Genomic DNA, 19,400 nt, shown 5'->3' on the forward strand with positions numbered 1-19,400 from the left:
GATGGCCCGGGCCTGTCTATGTTTGCGTGGCAGCCCGCGCATGGACGGCAGGCCGCGCCCCTCTTGCAGGCTCCTCGATCTCCGTCTTGCAGCCAGTTATGAAAGCATGCAATAACGTCCATACTACCTCTATAGAGGAGGTCGAGAGGATGAACAGACATCAGCAGCCGAATGATGGCCTTCCCGGTACGCAACCATCAGCCCTGACGGCCGGCCCGGTCGCCCCGGTTAGCGGCTCGATCATGCGCTCTGCCGCGAATTCCTGGCCGCTCTCGTCGCGCGCCATGCCCGGATCGCTGTCTATCGTGACGGATCGCGACTGGCTGGAGGAGCTGTCGGCCCGCATCGACAAGAACGGTCCATGGGATGACTGGACGCTGTTCCAGCTCGCCTATGAGGCGGAGCAGGCCAAGCGCATTCGCGCGTTCGACGAGTTGCAATGCCTGACCCATATTACGAACGTAGAACCGCTCCCCCATCAAGTAGATACCGCCAAAAAGGTGCTTCACGAGATGCGCGGCCGCGCGATTCTCGCGGATGAGGTCGGTCTCGGCAAGACGATCGAAGCGGGACTCGTGCTGAAGGAATATTTGATTCGCGGGCTTGTCAAGCGCGCGCTTATTCTCGTCCCCGCCTCCCTGGTGCTGCAGTGGGTGCGTGAGCTGCATCACAAGTTCGGCATTGCGGCGGTAGCTCAGAAGAAAAAATATCAATGGCAATCTGACATCGTCGTCGCCTCGATGGATACCGCCAAGCGCGATCCGCATAAATCGATTCTGATGGAGCAGGAATACGACATGCTTATCGTCGACGAGGCGCATAAGCTCAAAAACCGCAAAACGACCAATTACCAGTTCATACAGCATTTGCGCAAAAAATATTGCCTGCTGCTGACGGCCACGCCGGTCCAGAACGATATGAACGAGCTATATAATCTGATCACCCTTCTGAAGCCCGGACAGCTCGGGGCGCAGGGCGAATTCAGCAGCAACTTCGTCGCCGACAAGCGCCTTCCGAAGAACGAGGGCCAGCTTCAAGGCGAGCTGTCCAAGGTGATGGTGCGCAATCGGCGCGGCGAGGGCAGCGTGCAATTCACGCGGCGAATCGTCCGCAACGTGCCCTTGACGCTGTCCTCGGACGAGCAGGCCTTGTACGAGGGAGTCACCCGCTTCATCAAGGAGCAGTATCAGATGAACGGCCGCGATATCGGCAGCATGTTCTCGCTCATTACGCTGCAGCGGGAAGTCTGCTCCAGCCGCGATGCGGTCTTCCTGACCCTCGTCAACCTCGCCAAGAAGCTGCCCGAGGATTCGCCGATCCGCGATCATATCTGGGACCTCGTCGATCTGATCAAAGCGATTACGTCCAACACGAAGGCGGAGGCCGCCATGGACATTATCCGGCAGACGAACGAGAAGGTGATCGTGTTCACCGAATACCGGGCAACGCAGGAATATTTGATGCAATATTTTCGTAAGGCCGGGATCGTGGCGGTACCGTACAGCGGCGGCATGAACCGGGGCAAGAAGGACTGGATGATGGATCTGTTCCGCGGCCGGGCCCAGGTGATGATCGCGACCGAAGCCGGCGGGGAGGGCATCAATCTGCAATTTTGCCACCATATGATCAATTTCGACCTGCCCTGGAACCCGATGCGCGTCGAGCAGAGAATTGGGCGGGTGCACCGCCTCGGCCAGACGAACGATGTGCGCATTTACAATTTGTCGACCTGCGGCACGATCGAGGAGCATATTTTGAACCTGCTGCATGAAAAAATCAATATGTTCGAAATGGTCATCGGCCGGCTGGATATGATTCTGGAACGGTTCGAGAAGCAGGACTCCCTGGAGAAGAGCCTGACCCGCATTCTGCTGGAAGCGGGCAGCGATGACGAGATCCGCCATCATGTCGAGCATCTCGGATCGTCGCTGAACGCCATCCGCGCGGAAGTGGAATCCGAAGCGGACGACGAGAAGAAGGCAGCGATCGGACAACTGCTGGACCAGATCAGTACGGAAGCGGAGGCTTGACATGATGAACACCGAGCAAGTGCGAGATTATGTCTTGCGCTATTTGGAGGCGACGGACTGCCATATTCTCGAGAAGTCGCCCGCCCATGTGACCGTGAAGCTGTCCGAGCGCGCCGATCGCGTGCTGACGAACCGCCCCTATTATTGGGGCTTCATCGATCGCACGGGAGCGGAGGCGGAGACGATGCGCTTCACGTTCGTGTTCGATCCGGCCGCGATGCCGCCGGAGCCGCCGCGCGCCGTCTCCTATGGATCGGCGCCTGCGCCCGCAGCCCCCGGGCCGGCCGCATCGGCTGGCGGAACCGGCCCGCTTGCCGCCGCCGGAGCCGCTCCGCAAGCGGCGCCCGGCGAGTCCGTGCTCGGGCGCTACTTCGGCGTGGCGCCCGCCTTCACCGGCGGCGGGGGCGGCCCTGGGCGCATCCCGCGCGACGACGTCACCTACGGGAGCAAGCGCCTTGAACAGATAATGCAGGCGGCCCATACCGAGGGCCGCTTCATTCAGCTGTTCGTGGAGCCGCCAGCCACCGGCCCCGTTCGCGGAGGGCGCGGCGTGAAGCAATCCGCCCCGTACGAGTCATGGCTGCTGCTGAACTTCAAGCTGGAGTTCGCCTGCGATCTGAAGCGCGAGGAGATCCATTCCTACGGCATCTCGCTCGTCAGCGGGAAGATGCGCCTCGATTATATGGAGGAGGTGCTGCGGATGGACGTGACACCGAAGCTCCCGCCCCATGTCCATGTTCTGCCGTGGCGGCTAACGCTGCACGCGGCCTTGTCCTATGTGGAGGAGCATCTCGCGGAGGTCATCTCGCGCCATGACGATGCTTGGGCGCGGGAAGCGCGCGTCCGGCTGGAGGAAGAATTGAGCCGCCTCGCCTCCTACTATGAGCCGCTTATCCGCGAGGAGAGCCAACAGCCGGGCCGCATGCGACAACAAGAAGCTCCCCCTCCGCCTTCGAACGGGGAGGATGGAGAGGAAGAGGCGCGGTCCATGACTATCGATGAGCAATATGAGGTGCGCCAGCAGGAAGTGCGATGGCAGTTCGAGCCGCGCATCGAAGTAAGTCTCATTAACGCCGGGCTCGTTCATGTGCCCATGCTCCAATAGAGCGGAGGCGGGAGGTTCTGTTGACCGGCCGACAAGGTGCTGATGATCTGCCGCCGATATACTGACAAGGCACCGACGAGGCAGCGGCAAGGTTCTGCACCGCCCGCTCCGCCCGGCCTTGTCAGATTGTCGGATCGAGATGTCCGTGACGGTCAGCTATATTGCGTGGCTAATTGCCATTTTGCGGCAAAAATAGAACCAGCTCTGCAAGGCGTCCCATCCCCTGTTCCGACAGCCTTTTTATAGCTTGTCCCTTACAATGAAATGGTTGAAACATGGAGCCGGATGGGTAGTAACGTATATATTACCGGACCGGTGCACGGCAGCAAGAGAAGGCAAGCATGTTGGAATGTCATAGCCAAGAGAGGTGTTGGAAATGCAAAAAACGCCTTGGTGGACAAGGTTCGCCAGTCTGATAACGACGGCGGCGCTGACCTCGCTCGCCGCGGGAGGGGTCACCTTCGCAGTGTTGGCCGCATCGGATTCGCTGTACCCGCTTCGCGGCGAACAGCCTCCCGTAACCTTGGCGAAGGCGCAGTCCGCTTATGTGGAAGCGGAACAAGCGCCAAAAAATGTCTATTCGCTGATGCTGGTTGCCGTGCGGAGCAGTTCGGATCTGCATCATCCGGAACGCAGCTTCGCCGGGAGCCTGCAGGGACGATCCGTCCAGGACATCGCGGATCGCTTCAAGCGGCAATTGGCGAAGAACGAACCGTTCACCGACTGGAGCGGGGCCCGGCTGGAGACGCTTCCCCTCGGTCCCGGCATGCACGGGTGGCTCGTTCGCGTCTTATCTGGCCAGGAACAGATAGGATATATGATTCTGGAATCGACCGAGCAGGGAGATATCCGGCTGGCGGAATACGGCCGCGGCAGCGCCATGCCGTACCAGGAGACCACGCTGCATCAAGCGCTTACCCATCGGCTCCAGGTTGAAGATGCAGCTTCTTCGGCGAGCCATGACATGTTGGCGGATGTCCAGCCGTATTTCATCGACCCGCTGGTCACGGTGTGGCGTCTGGAATGGAGTAGCGGAGCGGTGGAATGGCTTGATGCGCAGAGCGGAGAATGGCTGCCTCCTTCCTTCGAGCCGGATCGGCTGGCAGCGCCTTGGAGCACGGACGTTCGGGCCGTCATAGCCTCCAGCGCGGCCCAACCGAAGGGTACAGCCGCGGCTGTACTTCTGCTGGAGACCGTTCCCGGGCGCAAAGAGAGCCGCAGCCTGGCGGGCGGCGGAGAGAGCCGCGCTCCGGCGGACGGGGAAGGAGAAGACGCCGTCCCTGCCCCGAGCTCCTACCGGGATCCGTTCGACCCGTACCACAATATTTTGTGGATGGCCCGGCAGCCGCAGCTTCGCAAGCCGGAGGCCGGCGCCCCTGCCGATTACAAGACGAAGCGGTGGGTCTATGTGCAGCAGCGCGCCGGACTCGACATGAAGATGCCGTTCGCATATCTCGGAATGCAACGGTGGGAGCCAGCCGGAGAAGCGGACGAACAGGGGGTATCCAAGTACGTCATTATTTCCAGCAACGATATGGAAGCGATGCGCTGGATTCCAGCGGATGACGCGCTCGCGAACGGTTACTTCGTTCCGCAATCCTAATCTCGATTCGTCCTCAACATACCAAAAAGGCACCCTCTGCCCTCAGGAGTGTGCCTTTTCATCTTGGGGAGGCCGGGTCCTTAGCGCCAGCGCATCAGCTTCAGGCGAGACGCTCGGCGAAGGAGCGGCTGCCCCGTCCGTCTCCACTTCCCTGCCCACATCTGCATGCTGAACGGCACCATACCGAACCATTTGGTCTGCCACGGCTCCTTCACACGGCTTTTGCGCTCCAATCTGCGTTCGCGCCGGGCCTCCACAGGGGTATCGATATAAGTGACGACCCGCTGCGTAATATATTTGATCAGGTCTTGACCTTTGGCCATGACGGCCACCTCCTCCTGTCCCTGATGATGTTAGTCTGCCCTATTCCCCTTCTGGCCAAACGCGGCCGCCCCGGCTCGGAATGAAGCTTTGTCTTATTGCACACCATAAGAACAATTGATTCCATACAATGAAGGTGGTCACGCGATATGCCTAATCTCCTCTGGTCCCGGCGGACAAGGCGATGGCTGCACGCCATCATAGCGGTGCTCATAGGCGTGTCCTTCCTGCCCCTGTCCGTCTCCGCGCAGCAGGAAGCCTCTTGGAACACGCATCTTCCCGAACCAGCAAGCGCCAGGCCGGCTCCCAAGAGACCCCCGCTCTACAGGGGCGTGTTCCCTACCAGGCACGTGCTGATTGATGCGGGTCATGGCGGAATTGACGGCGGAACCAGCTACGGGGATATTTTGGAGAAAAACATCAATCTCGCCATTGCCCGCAAGCTCTATTTATTGCTCAAGGCCCGCGGCGTTCCGGTCATTCTCAACCGTACCGGCGATTACGCCCTGAGCGATGACAACCGCTGGTCAGGCGCCCGCTCTCGCCATTCCAAGGATTTGGCGCAGCGAAGGCAGTTGAGCAGAGAAGTGCCGGTGTCGATGTTCATCAGCCTTCATGTCAATTGGTCCAGGAGTCCGAGGGCGACCGGTCCGCTTATCCTGCATCAGAATGAAGGTCGGAGCCGCTTGCTGGCTTCCCTCCTCCAGGATTCATTGAATCCGCTTTTCTCTACACGCACGCTTCCCCAGCATGGGAAGACGTATTACCTGCTGAAGCACGTCGATCAACCGGCTGTCATCGTCGAGCTCGGTTATCTGAGCAACGCCAAGGATCGCCGCATGCTGACGGATCCCCGGTCGCAGACGGCAATTGCGGCCCGGCTCTGTGATGCGATCGTGCACTATCACGCCATATATTGACTGCACAACGCCGGAAGGAACGATTTCCTTCCGGCGCTTTGCACACGATATCGACGGCCGTATCCGACGCTCCACCATCCCTATTTGCATGTTGTTGGGCTCAGCGCTGGTGAATCTCCGCCGCATGCTGCGGCGCGGGAATATGTTCCTTACCGGTATCGGCCGACTGCGAACGCAGTTCTTCCCCCGCCGCCCATCCATGGGCGTCTCCAGCATATCCGGCTACCGGAATCATCAGCGCGAGGCCGATGGCAAGGCGTCTCATTCCTCTGCCCTGAAGCAATTTTCGCAATATTTCTTTAGCCCGTTTACCTATCCCCTTTTTCATCATCATCCCTCCATACCTTAGGCCAGATTCTGCATATCTTTACTATGCGTCATTTGCGCCAAGGCTATCCCGAAGCGGAGGTGAATGACTGGATGCCCATAAAAATAACCCCTGTAGGATGCGCTATCCTAAGGGGTTATCAGTATTCCTGAATCATGATTAAGTTCACCCAATCGTGTAAAATGAAATGCATGAACGGAGGGCTTACCCATCCGTGAGATGACAGGCTCATATCCAATTCTTCGAATTCCATGTACAGTGAATGACGTAAATCGCATAAATGTCCTTGTTATAAAAGACCGGTTGCATCACTTCAAGATCAACCGCGGTTACGCCGTGCGTTGATGAACACGATGCATAATGACGTAGCCTTCGACGATACGGTATTGTATCGTGCCTGCTTGCTCCATCGCCTGCAAGACGAGGGCCAAAGCGTCAACCGCATCCGAGATGACATCCAGTTCGATGCCGCGCGTATCCTGCAAGTACCGTTTGTTCAATACTTCCCGGTACGGAACAGGGAGTCGAGCGCAGGCTTCCTGGAAAATCATTTCTTGCTCCTTCGCACGAGAGATCGCATGACAAATGCGTTCTTGCTCCCGGCGCGTGCCTGGACGCTTGGCGTCCTGGATGTAGGACATCCGGTAGGTCAAGCGGCGTTCGTTAATCGCGCGGCTTGCCCGGTATCCGCCCAAATGGTTCAACCAATTGTGCACGAGTTGTGTATTCATTTGTATTACCTCCAAACCTTTCAACCTGCCGGACATTCTGCTGCCAGCAGGAAAGCTCAAATTATTGTCGTTGTGTACAGTCCCCTTTGTGATAGACTATATTCTTTGACTTCATTATAGTAACCGTAATCGAACACGGTGAAACAGACTCGCTTATCGTGAGCTTCAAGCGAGCGCAGCGGATATTGCTTACAACAATCTTGATGGCATGACAGACGGAATGGGCAGCAGATAAGGGTGATTCCGAAGTGAGATGTGGCAAGGTGTGTAAGATTCTAAAATGCGTAGGAGAGTGAAATTTACGATTATAAGTTATAATTATATACGTTCATTCATGAAATGTCAATAAATATAAATGAAAAAGAAAAAAAGGAAATCCGCTTCCTATTGCGGGGATTTCCTTGTTCTCCGATCCTGCTTCAGACACATATAAAGGCATATCCCACCCACGACAAACAGCGCCGCCGTCATGACCTGCTGCACAATAACCATTGGTTCCACCCCGGTTTCATCCTGATTTAACGCAAACACAATTAGAAATGATAATCATTATCATCATTATACAAAGGGATGCCCCTTTTTTCAAGTGACTTGCTCCGTTTTGATGTATTTTTCCCAGTTATGAGTTTGACATTCACCAGGCTCCAGCATATAGTTTTAGTATCAAACTATTTCATTATGAAACAATATAGACAACTCTGTCGTGCATACACTCATGAGGAGGAAAAACATTGAATACCAATGCCAATTCCAAGCAATGGATTGATCGTTATATCGCTGCCTACTTCGATGTAACGAAGCATCTGTTCGCCGATATTCGGGAAGCCATTCAAGAAGAATTGACCCCTGAACAATTCCAGATTCTTCTGTTCATCAGCGAATGCCGCCGCTGCAATCCCACCGAGCTGGCGGATGCTTTTCTCGTCGGCAAAAGCTCGATCACCGCGATTATTACGCGGATTGCCGATCGCGGGCTCATCGACCGGACCCGGGATGAATCCGATCGAAGGCAGGTATATCTGTCCCTCACCCCCCGCGGCGAATCCGTGCTGAAGGAAGCGGAGCAGAAAGTGCAGGATATGGTATCTTCCTATCTGGTTCACTTCGAAGAACAGGAGGTGGAAGCCTTCATCAGCACCTTCGAGAAATTAGCCTATCTGATAAGGAGAGAGGAGTAGCGCTTCATGAAATTCATACTGAAGGCAAGATGGGCGATTATCGCCGTCTGGATTATCGCTGCGGCAGGACTGATGGTAGCCGCCCCGTCCCTGAACGATCTGGTCAAGCAAAAAGGGACGATCACCGTCCCTGACGGCTACCCTTCGACGGAAGCACAAGCTATTCTGGATGAAGCCGCCGCACGGAACGGCGTCAAGGAACAATCTCAGATTGCGCTCGTCTTCCATAACCCGGACGGGCTGCAAGCCGGTGAGATCGCCGAAGTCAAGGAGACGATTCAGCGCCTGGAGCAGCATAAGGCCGATCTGGGCATCGAGTCGATCCTGAATCCGTTCGCGCAGCCTGAGCTGGAGAATAAGCTGGTCTCCCGCGACGGCAAGACCGTCATGACATCCATCGGGGTGGCGGCCGGAGAGAACTCTACCGACGATATCATCAGCCGCGTGAACAAGGATATGGAGTCCGTCAGCGTCGAGCATTATATTACCGGCAGACACTCCATTGACAAGGACACGATTCAGAGCTCCCAAGACGGTCTTAAGAAGTCGGAATATATTACGGTCGCCTTCATTCTTATTATTCTCATTCTCGTCTTCCGTTCCGTGATTGCCCCGCTCATCCCGTTAGTGGCCGTCGGCGTCAGTTATTTGATATCCCAGTCCATCGTTGCCTTCCTGGTTGATTCGGCGGACTTCCCCGTTTCTACCTTCACGCAGATCTTCATGGTCGCCGTCATGTTCGGGATCGGAACCGATTATTGCATTCTGCTCCTTAGCCGCTTCAAGGAGGAAGTGCCGCGGCATGAACATATCGGCGATGCGATTGCCGCCACGTACCGCACCGCCGGGAAGACGGTGTTATTCTCCGGGCTGGCCGTACTGGTTGGCTTCACCGCCATCGGTCTGTCCACATTCATTCTGTACCGGTCCGCGGTGGCCGTAGCCATCGGCATCGCAGTCATGCTGATCGCACTGGTCACGATCGTTCCGTTCTTCATGTTCGTAATGGGCACCCGCATCTTCTGGCCGAGCCGGAACAGCTCGCTCGAACATAAGGAGAGCCGCATCTGGGGAGCGGTCGGTTCCTTCTCGCTGAAGCGTCCATGGGCGGCCCTGCTCCTCGTGGCCGCGGTAACCATTCCGTTCCTGGCCACCTATGACGGGCAGCTCTCCTATAACAGTCTGGAAGAGATTGGCGACAAATACGATTCGGTCAAAGCCTTCAATATTATCGCTGACAGCTTCGAGCCGGGCGAATCGCTGCCGACCCAGATTGTCGTTCAGAATGGGAAGCCGCTCGACATTGCCGAGCATATGGCCTTGGCCGAAAAGATCAGCCGGGAGGTAGAGAAGGTTCCCGGAGTCGCGAGCGTACGGAGCCTGAGCCGGCCTTCCGGGGAGGCTATCCCCGATCTGAAGATTACGGAACAGGCCAAGACGCTGGAAAAAGGACTTGGCGAAGGGAACCAGGGTCTGACCGATATTAAGAGCGGACTATCCCAAGCGAGCAGCGCTTTGTCCGAGAATGCGCCGAAGCTCAAGGAAGCCGCTGACAGCGCCGGACAGCTCACCGCAGGCACGAAGGCGCTCAAGGAAGGCATCAGTGAGCTGAATGCCGGTCTGAGCCGAATCCAGCAAGGGATTGCGGACGGCTCGTCCGGCGCCGGACAGCTGAAGACCGGCTTGTCGCAGGCCAAGGCCAGTGCCCTGCAATTGGCGAACGCCAACGAGAAGCTGCTCGCTTCGTACAGAACGATCGGCGACGGCATTCAGCAGGCGGACGATGGCCTGAAGCAAATGCAGCAGCAGCTCGACAGCGTCGCGAAGGCGCTGCAGTCACTGGACAGCCGCTTCAGCCGCCTGGAAGAGAACTATCCCGATCTGCTGCGCGATGAAGATTACTTGACCATTCGCGGCACCGTCACCGAGACTGGCAAGGGAACCGCCCAGCTGGCAGGCGCTCTTGGCGAACTGAGCGGCCGCTTCGGCCCATTGTCCGCCGGATTGAGCCAGGCCAATGAGGGCTTCGCCCAAGCCGTTGCCGGGCAGAAGGCGCTCGCCTCCGGGCTGGATGAGCTCATTGCGGGCCTGAACGATCTGGAGAACGGGCTCACCCAGGCCGCTCATGGCCAAGGCCAGATTATTGGCAAGGTCCCTTCGGTTATCGAAGGCTTGACCCGAATCGAGGACGGCCAGCAGCAGATGGGCGATGGCTTCCAGCAACTGACGAGTCAATTGACGGAGCTGACCGATGGTCTTCAGCAGGGAATCGACGGACTGGAGCAAGTCTCCGGCGGCCTCAATTCCGCCTCCCGGTATTTAAGCGAGGTCGGCAGTACGGCAGACAGCGATTTCAGCGGCTGGTTCGTGCCGAAGGAAGTGCTGGAGAATCAAGACTTCCAGCAAGCCGTCGAACTGTATGTCTCCCCGGATCGCACCGTCATGACGCTCGACGTCGTATTCTCGGTCAACCCGTACGGCATCGAGGCGATCGAGCAAATGCCGCATGTGCAAGCGGCGGCAGAGCGGGCAGTAGCCGATACCGCTTGGGAACAGGCAGATATCGCCATCGGCGGCGTATCAAGCACCTTCGCCGATCTTAAGCAGATCTCAGGGGAAGACTATACCCGCACTGTCATCTTCATGATGGCCGGCATTCTGATCATTCTCATTCTTCTGCTGCGCTCCATCATTATGCCGCTATATTTGATCGCCTCGCTCATCTTGACGTACTACACGTCTCTGGGCGTAACCGAGCTCATATTCGTTGATATGCTTGGATATTCGGGCATCAGTTGGCCGACGCCGTTCTTCAGCTTCGTCATGCTTGTCGCGCTCGGTGTCGACTACAGCATCTTCTTGATGGACCGCTTCAACGAGAATAAGCATATGGATGCCAGCGCAGCCATTCTGCATGCGATGAAGAATATGGGGACCGTCATAATATCGGCCGTAATCATTCTTGGAGGAACCTTCGCCTCCTTCTATCCGTCTGGCGTGCTAAGCATGCTGCAGATTGCGACCGTCGTTCTGTCCGGCCTGCTGCTCTATGCCATTCTGCTGCTGCCGTTCTTCGTGCCCGTCATGGTCAAATTGTTCGGTTCGGCCAACTGGTGGCCGTTCCGGGCAAGCCAGGCAGACGAGGCCAAACGGGATCGGATCGCGATGTGACGCCTCAATACGTTCTCCCCTCCCCGTCCGGAATCGATTGTTCCGGACGGTTTTTTCATGCATACCCTCTCTTCCATCAGGCAATCGTAGTTCCTAGGAGGCGATATATGTGAAAATCGTACTGGTCGCTGCGTTCATCGCCGTTCCATTCGTGATGGCGGGGCTTGCCCATCGGTATCGTGTGCTTGGCACGGTGTTCCATCTGTTGGCTGTGCTGGGCTTCTTCGTCGCCGGCTCTATCTTCGTGTCCGTCATCTATGACGTGATTAAGCAGGGCGCCGAGTTAACGACGCAAGTGCATGCCGTTTTTTTATATCCGTCATTTCGGATTGCAGGAGCTTATGCAGGACTGTATTTTCCTTACCGGCTGCTGCGGGAACTCTTGCTCCATCTGGACAATAAGGGGAGGCGTCCGATCTAGGGAAGCTTGCCGAACCCGGCACGCTTCCTCCGATTATTCCACCTATATCCTTAGATTGACAGCAAAGCATCATACGCATACCGGGTTGAAAAAGCACTTAGCCATTCTAGTTGAAGTGGCGGCCGGCACGCCAGCCGACGGGATCCTAGCCGTGGGCGACATCATTACTGACATCAATGGGATGCCCGTGCACAGCTACGATGACCTCGAAGCGGTGGTCACCCGGACCGGGACAGGTGGTGAAGATGGGGCTCTTGCGGGACGGCAAGCGGCAAGAGGTGCGGCTGACTACGGTTCCGTTCGGCGCCAAGCGGAACTCCTCCATCCCTTCGTGATCAGCGTCAATACTCCCCTCGCTGCCGGCTGGAAGATCCGTAAGCTCATCCCTTGCGGATCTCCCCGGCGCCCGTTATGCCTTATTTTTCTTCCGATATGACCGTCGCATTGTAAATGACAATCCGCTTCCCGTCCAAATCAAACAGCACTTTATTGCCATATTCCGTATCCTTAATGTCAATCTTGCCCTCATACTCATGAATCAATGTTCCGTCACTGCTGTAGACCTTCACCGTTCTCTCCAATCCCCCGGCATTATTCGACTGAAAATTTTTAAGCGACCGCTGTCCAGCCGCCGTGTTGAAGTACCAGACAATCATCAACCCAATAAACGCCACGATGGCTGCCGCTATGCCAAGTCCGATCTTGGTCCCTTTGCTCATCCGATTCCCTCCTTTTTCTCCTGTTAGTTCATACGTAATTCCCCTATCCCGGTTTCTCTCCTCTCTTTCCATGGCACTCGAATAAAATCGTTCCCAGTGAGCCAGACTTCTCACATATGAACAATCGTGAGGGTGAGCAAGGATGTCAGCACAACAAGGAAAAGTGAATGAACAGATGTCGGTCAATGTGCAGCGGCTGCAATCCATCTTCTCGCAAGCTCCCGACCTGATCTTCCGGAGCATCGATTCGCCGAACGGGCCTGAAGCCATGCTTGTCTATTTCGAGGGCTTGGTCGATAAGAATTCCATCAACAATCATATTCTGCAACCGCTGATTGAAGCCCTGTCCAGTGTGGAAGATACCCTGCCTGTCACGGTCGGCAATCTAGAATCGACATCCGACATGAACCAGGTGGAGAAGATGCTTCTTAACGGCAACAGCGTGCTCTTCCTGCCAGGTGCAACCGTGGCCTACATATTCGATACGAGCGGATGGCCGCAGCGGTCGATTACCGATCCGTCGATCGAGGCATCCGTCAAAGGCTCCCACCAAGGATTCGTCGAGACCGCAAGCCAGAATATAGCTCTTATTCGTCGCTATATCCCGAACCGGGAGCTCAAAATCAAGCAGTTGAAGGTTGGGACAAGAGGAGAAAACACCTTATCCATCATGTACCTTCGCGATGTGGCCGATCCGGAAGTGCTGCAGGAGCTCACAAACCGAATCGAGGGACTGGATGTTGATAATGTGATCAATACGGGCGAGCTCTCCGAGCTGATCGAAGACGATGCCTACTCGCCTTTTCCGCAGCTGTTGATGACGGAACGGCCCGATTCGGCGGCCTCTCATATTTTGCAGGGCCGCTATGTTGTCGTGGTCGATCGTTCGCCGAGCGTCCTTATCGGTCCGGTATCGTTCGTGTCGTTCTTCCAGAGCGTGGATGACTACAGCATGCGCTGGATCAATGCTTCCTTCATTCGGCTGCTGCGTTTTTTTGCGTTTTTCATCGCCCTGTTTTTGCCTGCGCTGTATATCGCGTTCATTACGTTCAATTTCGAGGTCATTCCGATCCAGCTTATTTTATCCGTGGCGGAGTCAAGAGAGCGCGTTCCGTTCCATCCGTTCTTGGAGGCGTTCATTATGGAAGTGACCTTGGAGATGATGCGTGAAGCGGGAATCCGGCTGCCGGCGCCTATCGGCCAGACGGTCGGACTCGTTGGCGGCATTATTATCGGGCAGACCGCAGTTCAGGCGGGCATCGTCAGCAACATCATGGTTATCGTCGTCGCCTCCACCGCGATCGCTTCCTTCATCATCCCGAACATCGATATGGGGACAGCAATCCGCTTTCTACGCTTCCCGATGATGCTGATTGCATTTCTGTACGGCTTCGTTGGCATCGTATGCGGCGCGATGCTTCTTATCTCTCACCTCTGCTCGCTGACATCGCTCGGGGCCGCTTACGGAAGCCCATTGGCTCCCGTCCGCTTTGCCGATCTGAAGGATACGTTCCTTCGCTTCCCGCTGTGGTCGATGAAGACGCGCCCTACCGGGCCGGGGTCACAGCAGCTCAAGCGGCAAGGGGAGAGTACACCTGAAGGAGGCGGGTCGAATTGAATTCATACCGCATTACCTTCATGCAGTTCGCCTTGTTGGTTCATTGCATTCAAGTAGCGACAAGCGTTCTGTCTCTCCCCCGCCAGCTCGCGGAGATCGCATCGACGGACGGATGGATTTCGATTATATTGGCGTGGCTGATCAACCTGTTTTTCAGCGTGCTTATCGTTATCGTCATGAGGAAATATCCGGAAGATACGCTGCCGGAATTGCTGGAGCGGCTGTTCGGAGGGGTGATCAGCAAGCTCGTGCTGGCGCTGGTAGGCTTGCATCTTGCCTTTATGTTCTGGTCGACATTTGTCGCGACGATGCTGTACATTAAATCGTGGTTCCTGGTGATGACACCGGTTCCGTACATTTTGCTCCTGTTCGTCATACCGGCCTATATGACAGCGCGGAAGCATATTACCCATATCGCCAGATATTGTGAAGTCGTGTTTTATTTGACGATTTGGATGGCCCCGGTGCTTTTGCTTCCATTGCGAGAAGGGTATCTCATCCATTTCCTGCCGGTTCTCAAGGAAGGCTGGGGACCCGTCATTCAGGCGATCCCGACCACGACTACGGCCTATCTCGGGTTCGAGATCATATTCTTCGTCTATCCATTCTTAACGCGCAAGGATCTGGCCATCCAAGGCGTCGTGCTCGGGAATGCATTGACCATGCTGGTTTATACATTTACCACGATTATCTGCTTCGGTTTTTTTAGCCCGGACGAGATCATTCAATACAATCAACCGATTTTGAACCTGTTGAAAGTGATCGAATTCCGGTTCCTGGAACGGTTCGACATCATTTTCCTGGCCATCTATTTAGTCGTCATTTCGACGTCGCTGGTTCCGTTTTTGTACGTAGCTTCCATCAGCGGCGCGAAGCTGTTCGGGACGAAGAACCATGGCCCGTATGCGCTCTTGATTTGCGCGGGTACGTTATTGATAGCGACTTGGATTAAGCCTTCCTGGCTGGAGTCCCTTCGCTATAAGGAATGGGCCAGTTATTCCGGCACGGTCATCTCGTATCTGTTGCCGCTTCTCTTATATCTGTCTATCAAAGTTTATCAGAAGCTGACACCGAAGGAGGCGAGCCATTAATGCGGCGTGCCGTTACCATTGTTATCCTGCTGCTAGTTGTGCTCCCGCTTCATGGGTGCGCAACCTATACAACCATTGAGAACATGACGCTGTCGCTGCTGATCGGCCTCGATCTGGATGAAGAAGGCAATCTGTTGCTGGTGATGTCGAGTCCCGTCTTCTCGAAGGAGGCGAAGGAGAATGAAGAAGATTTCGAGGTCCGCTCAACCACCCTGCGCCATTCCCGCGAAGAGTTCGACAAGCGGGCTCTGGGAATAACTACGGCAGGCAAGACACAGAGTATTGTCATCGGCAAGCGGCTTGCCGCGCAGGAGAATTGGTCATCATTGCTTGATTCGTTTTATCGGGACACAAAGAGCACCGCATCCGCTCGGGTCGTATACTTCGACGGCGACCTTAGCGACCTGATTCAATTTTCAGCCAAGGACAAGCCGCGCCTGCCCTTACATCTATCGAAGCTAGTGGATTCGGGTCTGCTTCGGAATGAGACGACCAAAACGACCGTCCAGGAATTCCACCGTCATCTGCATGAGAAAGGGATGACGCCAAGCATAACCGGCCTGAGCAAAGAGGATGGCCTAGCCTTGACAGGCACCGCGCTGCTGGATAAATCGTCGCGCTTCAAAATGATGGCCAATTCCGACGAGACGAAGTTGATCTACATACTAAGAAATAAAACGAAGGGCGAATTTCCCTTTACGCTCCATCTTCCGATGTCGCCAGGGAAGGGACCCGATAAAGTAGACATGAAGCAGGTCAGCATCAATCTTCAGAGGATTAAGCCAAAGATTCATGCACGGTACGCCCAAGGACGCTTCGTATTCGATGTGAACGTTCGCTCCATCGTATATGTGACGGAACGTCTATTCCCATATGATGTGATGCAGCCGTACGATGAGCTTGAGCAGAAAATTGCCGCTAATCTGGAGCAGCAGTTCAACACTCTGATTCGCAAGCTGCAAAAAGCGCGCATCGATCCGGCGGGGTTCGGCATGTACGCAAGGGCCTACGCTTATCCACACTGGAAAAAGGCTCAAGACCATTGGGCGGATTATTTCGAAGACGCAATTGTGGATGTGAAGGTCAAAGTGAAAATTATCGGAATGGGATCCACAAAATAAGCGGCACTGAAGGAATACAGGGCTGATTCGCCGCACCGTCTAACGTTCGGCGGCGAATCAGCCCTGCCTTAGATCAACTACATATTTACACTGTTTTTCTGCTCCGCGTGCATCTCGTCGGACCTCTTGAACAGCATCTTCAGCATCGGCGGAGTGACAAGCGTCGTAATAATGACCATGATGATAATCTCCGTGAAATATTCCGGCTGGAGCAACCCGGACTGCAAGCCTGTGGCCGCAATAATGAGCGCCACCTCGCCGCGTGAGATCATGCCTGCGCCAATCGCAAGCGAAGAGCGGCTGTCGAACCCGGTTACGCGTGCGCCCAGCCAACCCCCGGCCAGCTTCGTTACGATCGCCATGATTGTAATGACAGCGAGCATACCCAGATTGCTCCCGATGCCGTCGAACGACACGTTCAGCCCGATGCTGACGAAGAACACCGGAACGAAGAGCGAATATGCAATCGGCTCGACCTTATGCTCGACATCATGCTTGTATGGGGTCAGGGACACGGCGATACCGGCGGCGAAGGCGCCGATTATACCGGCCATCTGCATCCATTCGGCAAAATAGGCAAAGGCAAAACAAATAATTAACGCTGCGCTGATAACCGCTTCGGTAACTTTGAGCGGAGCCAGCCACTTCATTACACGAGGCACGACAAGCCAACCAGCAACGAAAATAATGACAAAGAACAAAACCTTCTTTCCAATAAGCAACCCGAGGTTGACGTCTCCGCCTTGACCGATGATGCTCATAATGAACGCCAGCAGGATGACGACCAGCACATCGTCGACGACGGCGGCGCCAAGTATCGTCGTCCCTTCTCTCGAATTGAGCTTGTTCATTTCTTTAAGCACCTGGACGGAGATGCTGACGGAAGTCGCGCAAAAGATAACGCCGAAGAACAGCGCATAATTCGGAGAAAAACCAAACGCGATCGCTGCGCTGTATCCTCCAATGAAAGGCAGAATAATGCCGCCAACGGCAACCGCAAACGCTGATTTCCAATTTTTGCGAAGCTGATCGACATCCGTCTCCAGGCCAGCAATGAACATCAGCAGCAAGACGCCGATTTCAGATACATGGGTGATAAAGCTGTCCTTCTCAATCCAGCCCAGCACAGCCGGACCGATCAGGATACCGACGATCAGCTTCCCCAATACGGCAGGTTGTCCCAAGCGGACCGAGATATCACCGGCTACCTTGGTGCATAGCAGAATCAGAGCTAGATACAGAATAAATTCCATTGTTAATTCCACAACCCTTCCATAATTTATCATTTCTAAAAAAAGACAAAGAGGAGCCCTAAGTTGTCAGGCTCCTCCAAAATAAAACATATTTTTTTAGACGAATAATGTCTATTATACTCCACTTTCTCGTAAGTTGCAAACCATTTCTCAGTAAAGGATTTAAAAAGGCTGTCCTTCGTCAATCGACGACAGGACAGCCCCAAAACAAAAGCGGATAAAATGGGTGAAAATGAAACTTGTTACTTGAACAACGAGAGGCGTTGGGACGGGATGATGGTTGAGACAGCCGATTTGTTAATAAGGCTATACTTGGAATCGATTTTGAGCACAATCGTATAGACATCGAATGACGTAATCATGCCCTTCATCTGGATTCCATTTTTCGTAATAAGCGTGACGGGCACTTCCTGCTGTATCGCTTCCGTAAGAAACTGCTCTTGCAAGCTTCGATCGGTCGATTTCTTCAAGTGCAATCATCCCCTTCCTTATAAAGTCAACCTACTGCTAAGTTTACCAGATTTCAGACGGATAGAAAAATAGTTCACAAGATGTCTTTCTGTTCTACGCCAAAACGTTACTGTATCCTATATCGACAGATTCGGCAAAATCGTTTGGCGGAAATCCATTTTATTTCTCTGGCTTACTGATTTCCCCATACATAATCTCCGTATACACTCTCATACTAAGTGAGGGGGGTGAATACAAAGTGGAAACAAGAAGTCTGGGCGCGCACGAGACGTTGGAGCTTCATGAGCTCCTCACTTTTAAAAATGCATGCATGACCAAAACGGCAACGATGTACAACCTGGTGTCCTGCCAGGAGCTAAAAGGGCTAATGCAGCAAGACATTCAACAATCGTCCCAAGCGATTAAAGACTATCAAGGACTGCTGTCCAGAGCTTACAGCTAATGATGAAAGGAGGCCAACGATGAATACGATTATTGAAAATGTGACCGGCATGGCAGGCATGACCGATCAGGTCGTGGCGACGGACATGCTGATTGCAGCCAAGTCCGGAATTAAAGATCTGGCTACCGCGCTAACCGAAGCAGCAACTCCAGAGGTGCGGACGGTCTTGCGCAATCACCTCGATACCGCCATTCAGGCCCATGAGCAATTAACCGCGTACATGATGAAGAATGGCTATTACCACCCCTATAACCTGCAGGAACAGCTTCAGATCGATATGAACAATGCCAATACGGCACTAAACATGGTACAGCGGAACGGTTAACGCCCGTTCGAGATTGGGGATCGGTCCTGTCGCATCGGGGCTCTGTTCCCCTTTTTCCTTTCTTTTGCCAAGTAGCCGGCATGCCTACAGATATTCAAGTCCTCCCCTCTCTTTAAAATTAGTACCGTCATTCGTAACTGAGCTGGCACCCGTCACGATCCGGAATTCGGTATATTCATCCAATTATTATACGAAAAGGCAATGATCGTCAACCTCAACATGATTTTGGCAGAGACGGATACTCAATTTCTCCTGTCTTGTCCGCACTTGTTGCCGCATAGAATAAGAACAAAGCTGAAGTGCGTGGAGGTGATGAATGCTATGCTGTCTGCCACAAGAGGCTGCCTCTTCTTGATTGCCGTAGCCTTGTTCATACTCATGCTGGCCATTCTGGCGAGCAGCGCTCTCTTCCTGTCCTTATTCTTCGTGCTTCCGCTCTTATTCCTCGCCATCTGGAAAGCGTCCCGTCGAAGATGATAAGCGAGCCTTAATTCAACCGAATCAGATCCTGGATTCTGCCCAGGGCTATAAATTGGTGAAAGGCGCCAATCG

General features: G+C 54.6%; 19 protein-coding genes and 1 pseudogene. 14 read left to right on the forward strand and 6 right to left on the reverse strand.

Annotated features, from left to right (window positions below):
• The first annotated feature begins 149 nt into the window (after positions 1–149).
• The 3 genes from DQX05_RS15860 (at position 150) to DQX05_RS15870 (ending at position 4,738) form a co-directional block, all read left to right on the forward strand.
• The gene (locus DQX05_RS15860) at positions 150–2,030 is read left to right on the forward strand and encodes a DEAD/DEAH box helicase (protein WP_119794530.1); all 1,881 of its coding nucleotides are present in this window, start codon (positions 150–152) and stop codon (positions 2,028–2,030) included.
• Between the two features lies 1 nt (position 2,031).
• Positions 2,032–3,135, forward strand: coding sequence for a YqhG family protein (locus DQX05_RS15865; RefSeq protein ID WP_472924371.1), 1,104 nt, complete (start codon positions 2,032–2,034; stop codon positions 3,133–3,135).
• 376 nt (positions 3,136–3,511) lie between these two features.
• Entirely contained in the window at positions 3,512–4,738 is a 1,227-nt protein-coding gene (locus DQX05_RS15870) for a phospholipid phosphatase (RefSeq protein WP_119794531.1), read from the forward strand.
• An 80-nt stretch (positions 4,739–4,818) separates the two neighbouring features.
• Here DQX05_RS15870 and DQX05_RS15875 read toward each other — a convergent pair whose 3' ends face one another.
• Positions 4,819–5,061, reverse strand: coding sequence for a YqzE family protein (locus DQX05_RS15875; RefSeq protein ID WP_119794532.1), 243 nt, complete (start codon positions 5,059–5,061; stop codon positions 4,819–4,821).
• 204 nt (positions 5,062–5,265) lie between these two features.
• Here DQX05_RS15875 and DQX05_RS15880 point away from each other — a divergent pair, with 204 nt between their 5' ends.
• Positions 5,266–5,979 (forward strand): N-acetylmuramoyl-L-alanine amidase, encoded by a 714-nt coding sequence (locus tag DQX05_RS15880; protein WP_119794639.1) that lies wholly within the window; start codon positions 5,266–5,268, stop codon positions 5,977–5,979.
• Positions 5,980–6,079: 100 nt separating this feature from the next.
• Here DQX05_RS15880 and DQX05_RS15885 read toward each other — a convergent pair whose 3' ends face one another.
• Positions 6,080–6,307 (reverse strand): ATPase, encoded by a 228-nt coding sequence (locus DQX05_RS15885; protein WP_259392033.1) that lies wholly within the window; start codon positions 6,305–6,307, stop codon positions 6,080–6,082.
• 329 nt (positions 6,308–6,636) lie between these two features.
• Positions 6,637–7,038: a DNA-directed RNA polymerase gene (locus DQX05_RS15890; protein ID WP_119794534.1), complete on the reverse strand. Its 402-nt coding sequence runs from the start codon at positions 7,036–7,038 to the stop codon at positions 6,637–6,639.
• 731 nt (positions 7,039–7,769) lie between these two features.
• Between DQX05_RS15890 and DQX05_RS15895 the strand changes: the two genes are divergently transcribed.
• The 4 genes and pseudogenes from DQX05_RS15895 to DQX05_RS33200 all read left to right on the forward strand — a co-directional run.
• Complete coding sequence (locus DQX05_RS15895) at positions 7,770–8,216, forward strand: MarR family winged helix-turn-helix transcriptional regulator (RefSeq protein ID WP_119794535.1); 447 nt, start codon at positions 7,770–7,772, stop codon at positions 8,214–8,216.
• A gap of 6 nt (positions 8,217–8,222) precedes the next feature.
• The gene (locus DQX05_RS15900; protein WP_119794536.1) at positions 8,223–11,387 is read left to right on the forward strand and encodes an MMPL family transporter; all 3,165 of its coding nucleotides are present in this window, start codon (positions 8,223–8,225) and stop codon (positions 11,385–11,387) included.
• Positions 11,388–11,496: 109 nt separating this feature from the next.
• On the forward strand, positions 11,497–11,808 hold the full coding sequence (locus DQX05_RS15905) for a transposase (RefSeq protein WP_119794537.1): 312 nt from the start codon (positions 11,497–11,499) through the stop codon (positions 11,806–11,808).
• Positions 11,729–12,013 (forward strand): annotated as a pseudogene (locus DQX05_RS33200) (hypothetical protein); the annotation flags it as partial. The gene DQX05_RS15905 and the pseudogene DQX05_RS33200, both read left to right, overlap by 80 nt.
• 211 nt (positions 12,014–12,224) lie before the next feature.
• Here DQX05_RS33200 and DQX05_RS15910 read toward each other — a convergent pair.
• A complete protein-coding gene (locus DQX05_RS15910; RefSeq protein WP_119794538.1) occupies positions 12,225–12,527 on the reverse strand; it encodes a hypothetical protein in 303 nt (100 codons plus the stop codon).
• Between the two features lie 142 nt (positions 12,528–12,669).
• Here DQX05_RS15910 and DQX05_RS15915 point away from each other — a divergent pair, with 142 nt between their 5' ends.
• The 3 genes from DQX05_RS15915 to DQX05_RS15925 are packed head-to-tail and all read left to right on the forward strand — an operon-like array spanning position 12,670 to position 16,357.
• Complete coding sequence (locus DQX05_RS15915) at positions 12,670–14,145, forward strand: spore germination protein (protein WP_119794539.1); 1,476 nt, start codon at positions 12,670–12,672, stop codon at positions 14,143–14,145.
• Positions 14,142–15,236, forward strand: coding sequence for a GerAB/ArcD/ProY family transporter (locus DQX05_RS15920; RefSeq protein ID WP_259392034.1), 1,095 nt, complete (start codon positions 14,142–14,144; stop codon positions 15,234–15,236). Before DQX05_RS15915 ends, DQX05_RS15920 begins: the two co-directional genes overlap by 4 nt.
• The gene (locus DQX05_RS15925) at positions 15,236–16,357 is read left to right on the forward strand and encodes a Ger(x)C family spore germination protein (RefSeq protein ID WP_119794540.1); all 1,122 of its coding nucleotides are present in this window, start codon (positions 15,236–15,238) and stop codon (positions 16,355–16,357) included. The genes DQX05_RS15920 and DQX05_RS15925 overlap by 1 nt, the downstream gene beginning before the upstream one ends.
• Before the next feature lie 77 nt (positions 16,358–16,434).
• On the opposite strand, the gene DQX05_RS15930 is transcribed toward DQX05_RS15925, so the two are convergent.
• Together DQX05_RS15930 and hfq are read right to left on the reverse strand one after the other, a co-directional pair.
• Positions 16,435–17,610, reverse strand: a complete 1,176-nt coding sequence (locus DQX05_RS15930; protein ID WP_119794541.1) for a cation:proton antiporter — start codon at positions 17,608–17,610, stop codon at positions 16,435–16,437.
• Positions 17,611–17,852: 242 nt separating this feature from the next.
• Complete coding sequence (hfq, locus tag DQX05_RS15935; protein WP_087442306.1) at positions 17,853–18,080, reverse strand: RNA chaperone Hfq; 228 nt, start codon at positions 18,078–18,080, stop codon at positions 17,853–17,855.
• A gap of 239 nt (positions 18,081–18,319) precedes the next feature.
• On the opposite strand from hfq, the gene DQX05_RS15940 reads away from it, so the two are divergent.
• The 3 genes from DQX05_RS15940 (at position 18,320) to DQX05_RS30870 (ending at position 19,325) form a co-directional block, all read left to right on the forward strand.
• Positions 18,320–18,523, forward strand: coding sequence for a spore coat protein (locus DQX05_RS15940; protein ID WP_119794542.1), 204 nt, complete (start codon positions 18,320–18,322; stop codon positions 18,521–18,523).
• A gap of 19 nt (positions 18,524–18,542) precedes the next feature.
• A complete protein-coding gene (locus DQX05_RS15945; protein ID WP_119794543.1) occupies positions 18,543–18,848 on the forward strand; it encodes a spore coat protein in 306 nt (101 codons plus the stop codon).
• A gap of 321 nt (positions 18,849–19,169) precedes the next feature.
• A complete protein-coding gene (locus DQX05_RS30870; protein ID WP_182914781.1) occupies positions 19,170–19,325 on the forward strand; it encodes a hypothetical protein in 156 nt (51 codons plus the stop codon).
• Positions 19,326–19,400: the final 75 nt, after the last annotated feature.

The organism is Paenibacillus thiaminolyticus, from assembly GCF_003591545.1.
Classification (GTDB): Bacteria; Bacillota; Bacilli; order Paenibacillales; family Paenibacillaceae; genus Paenibacillus_B; species Paenibacillus_B thiaminolyticus_A.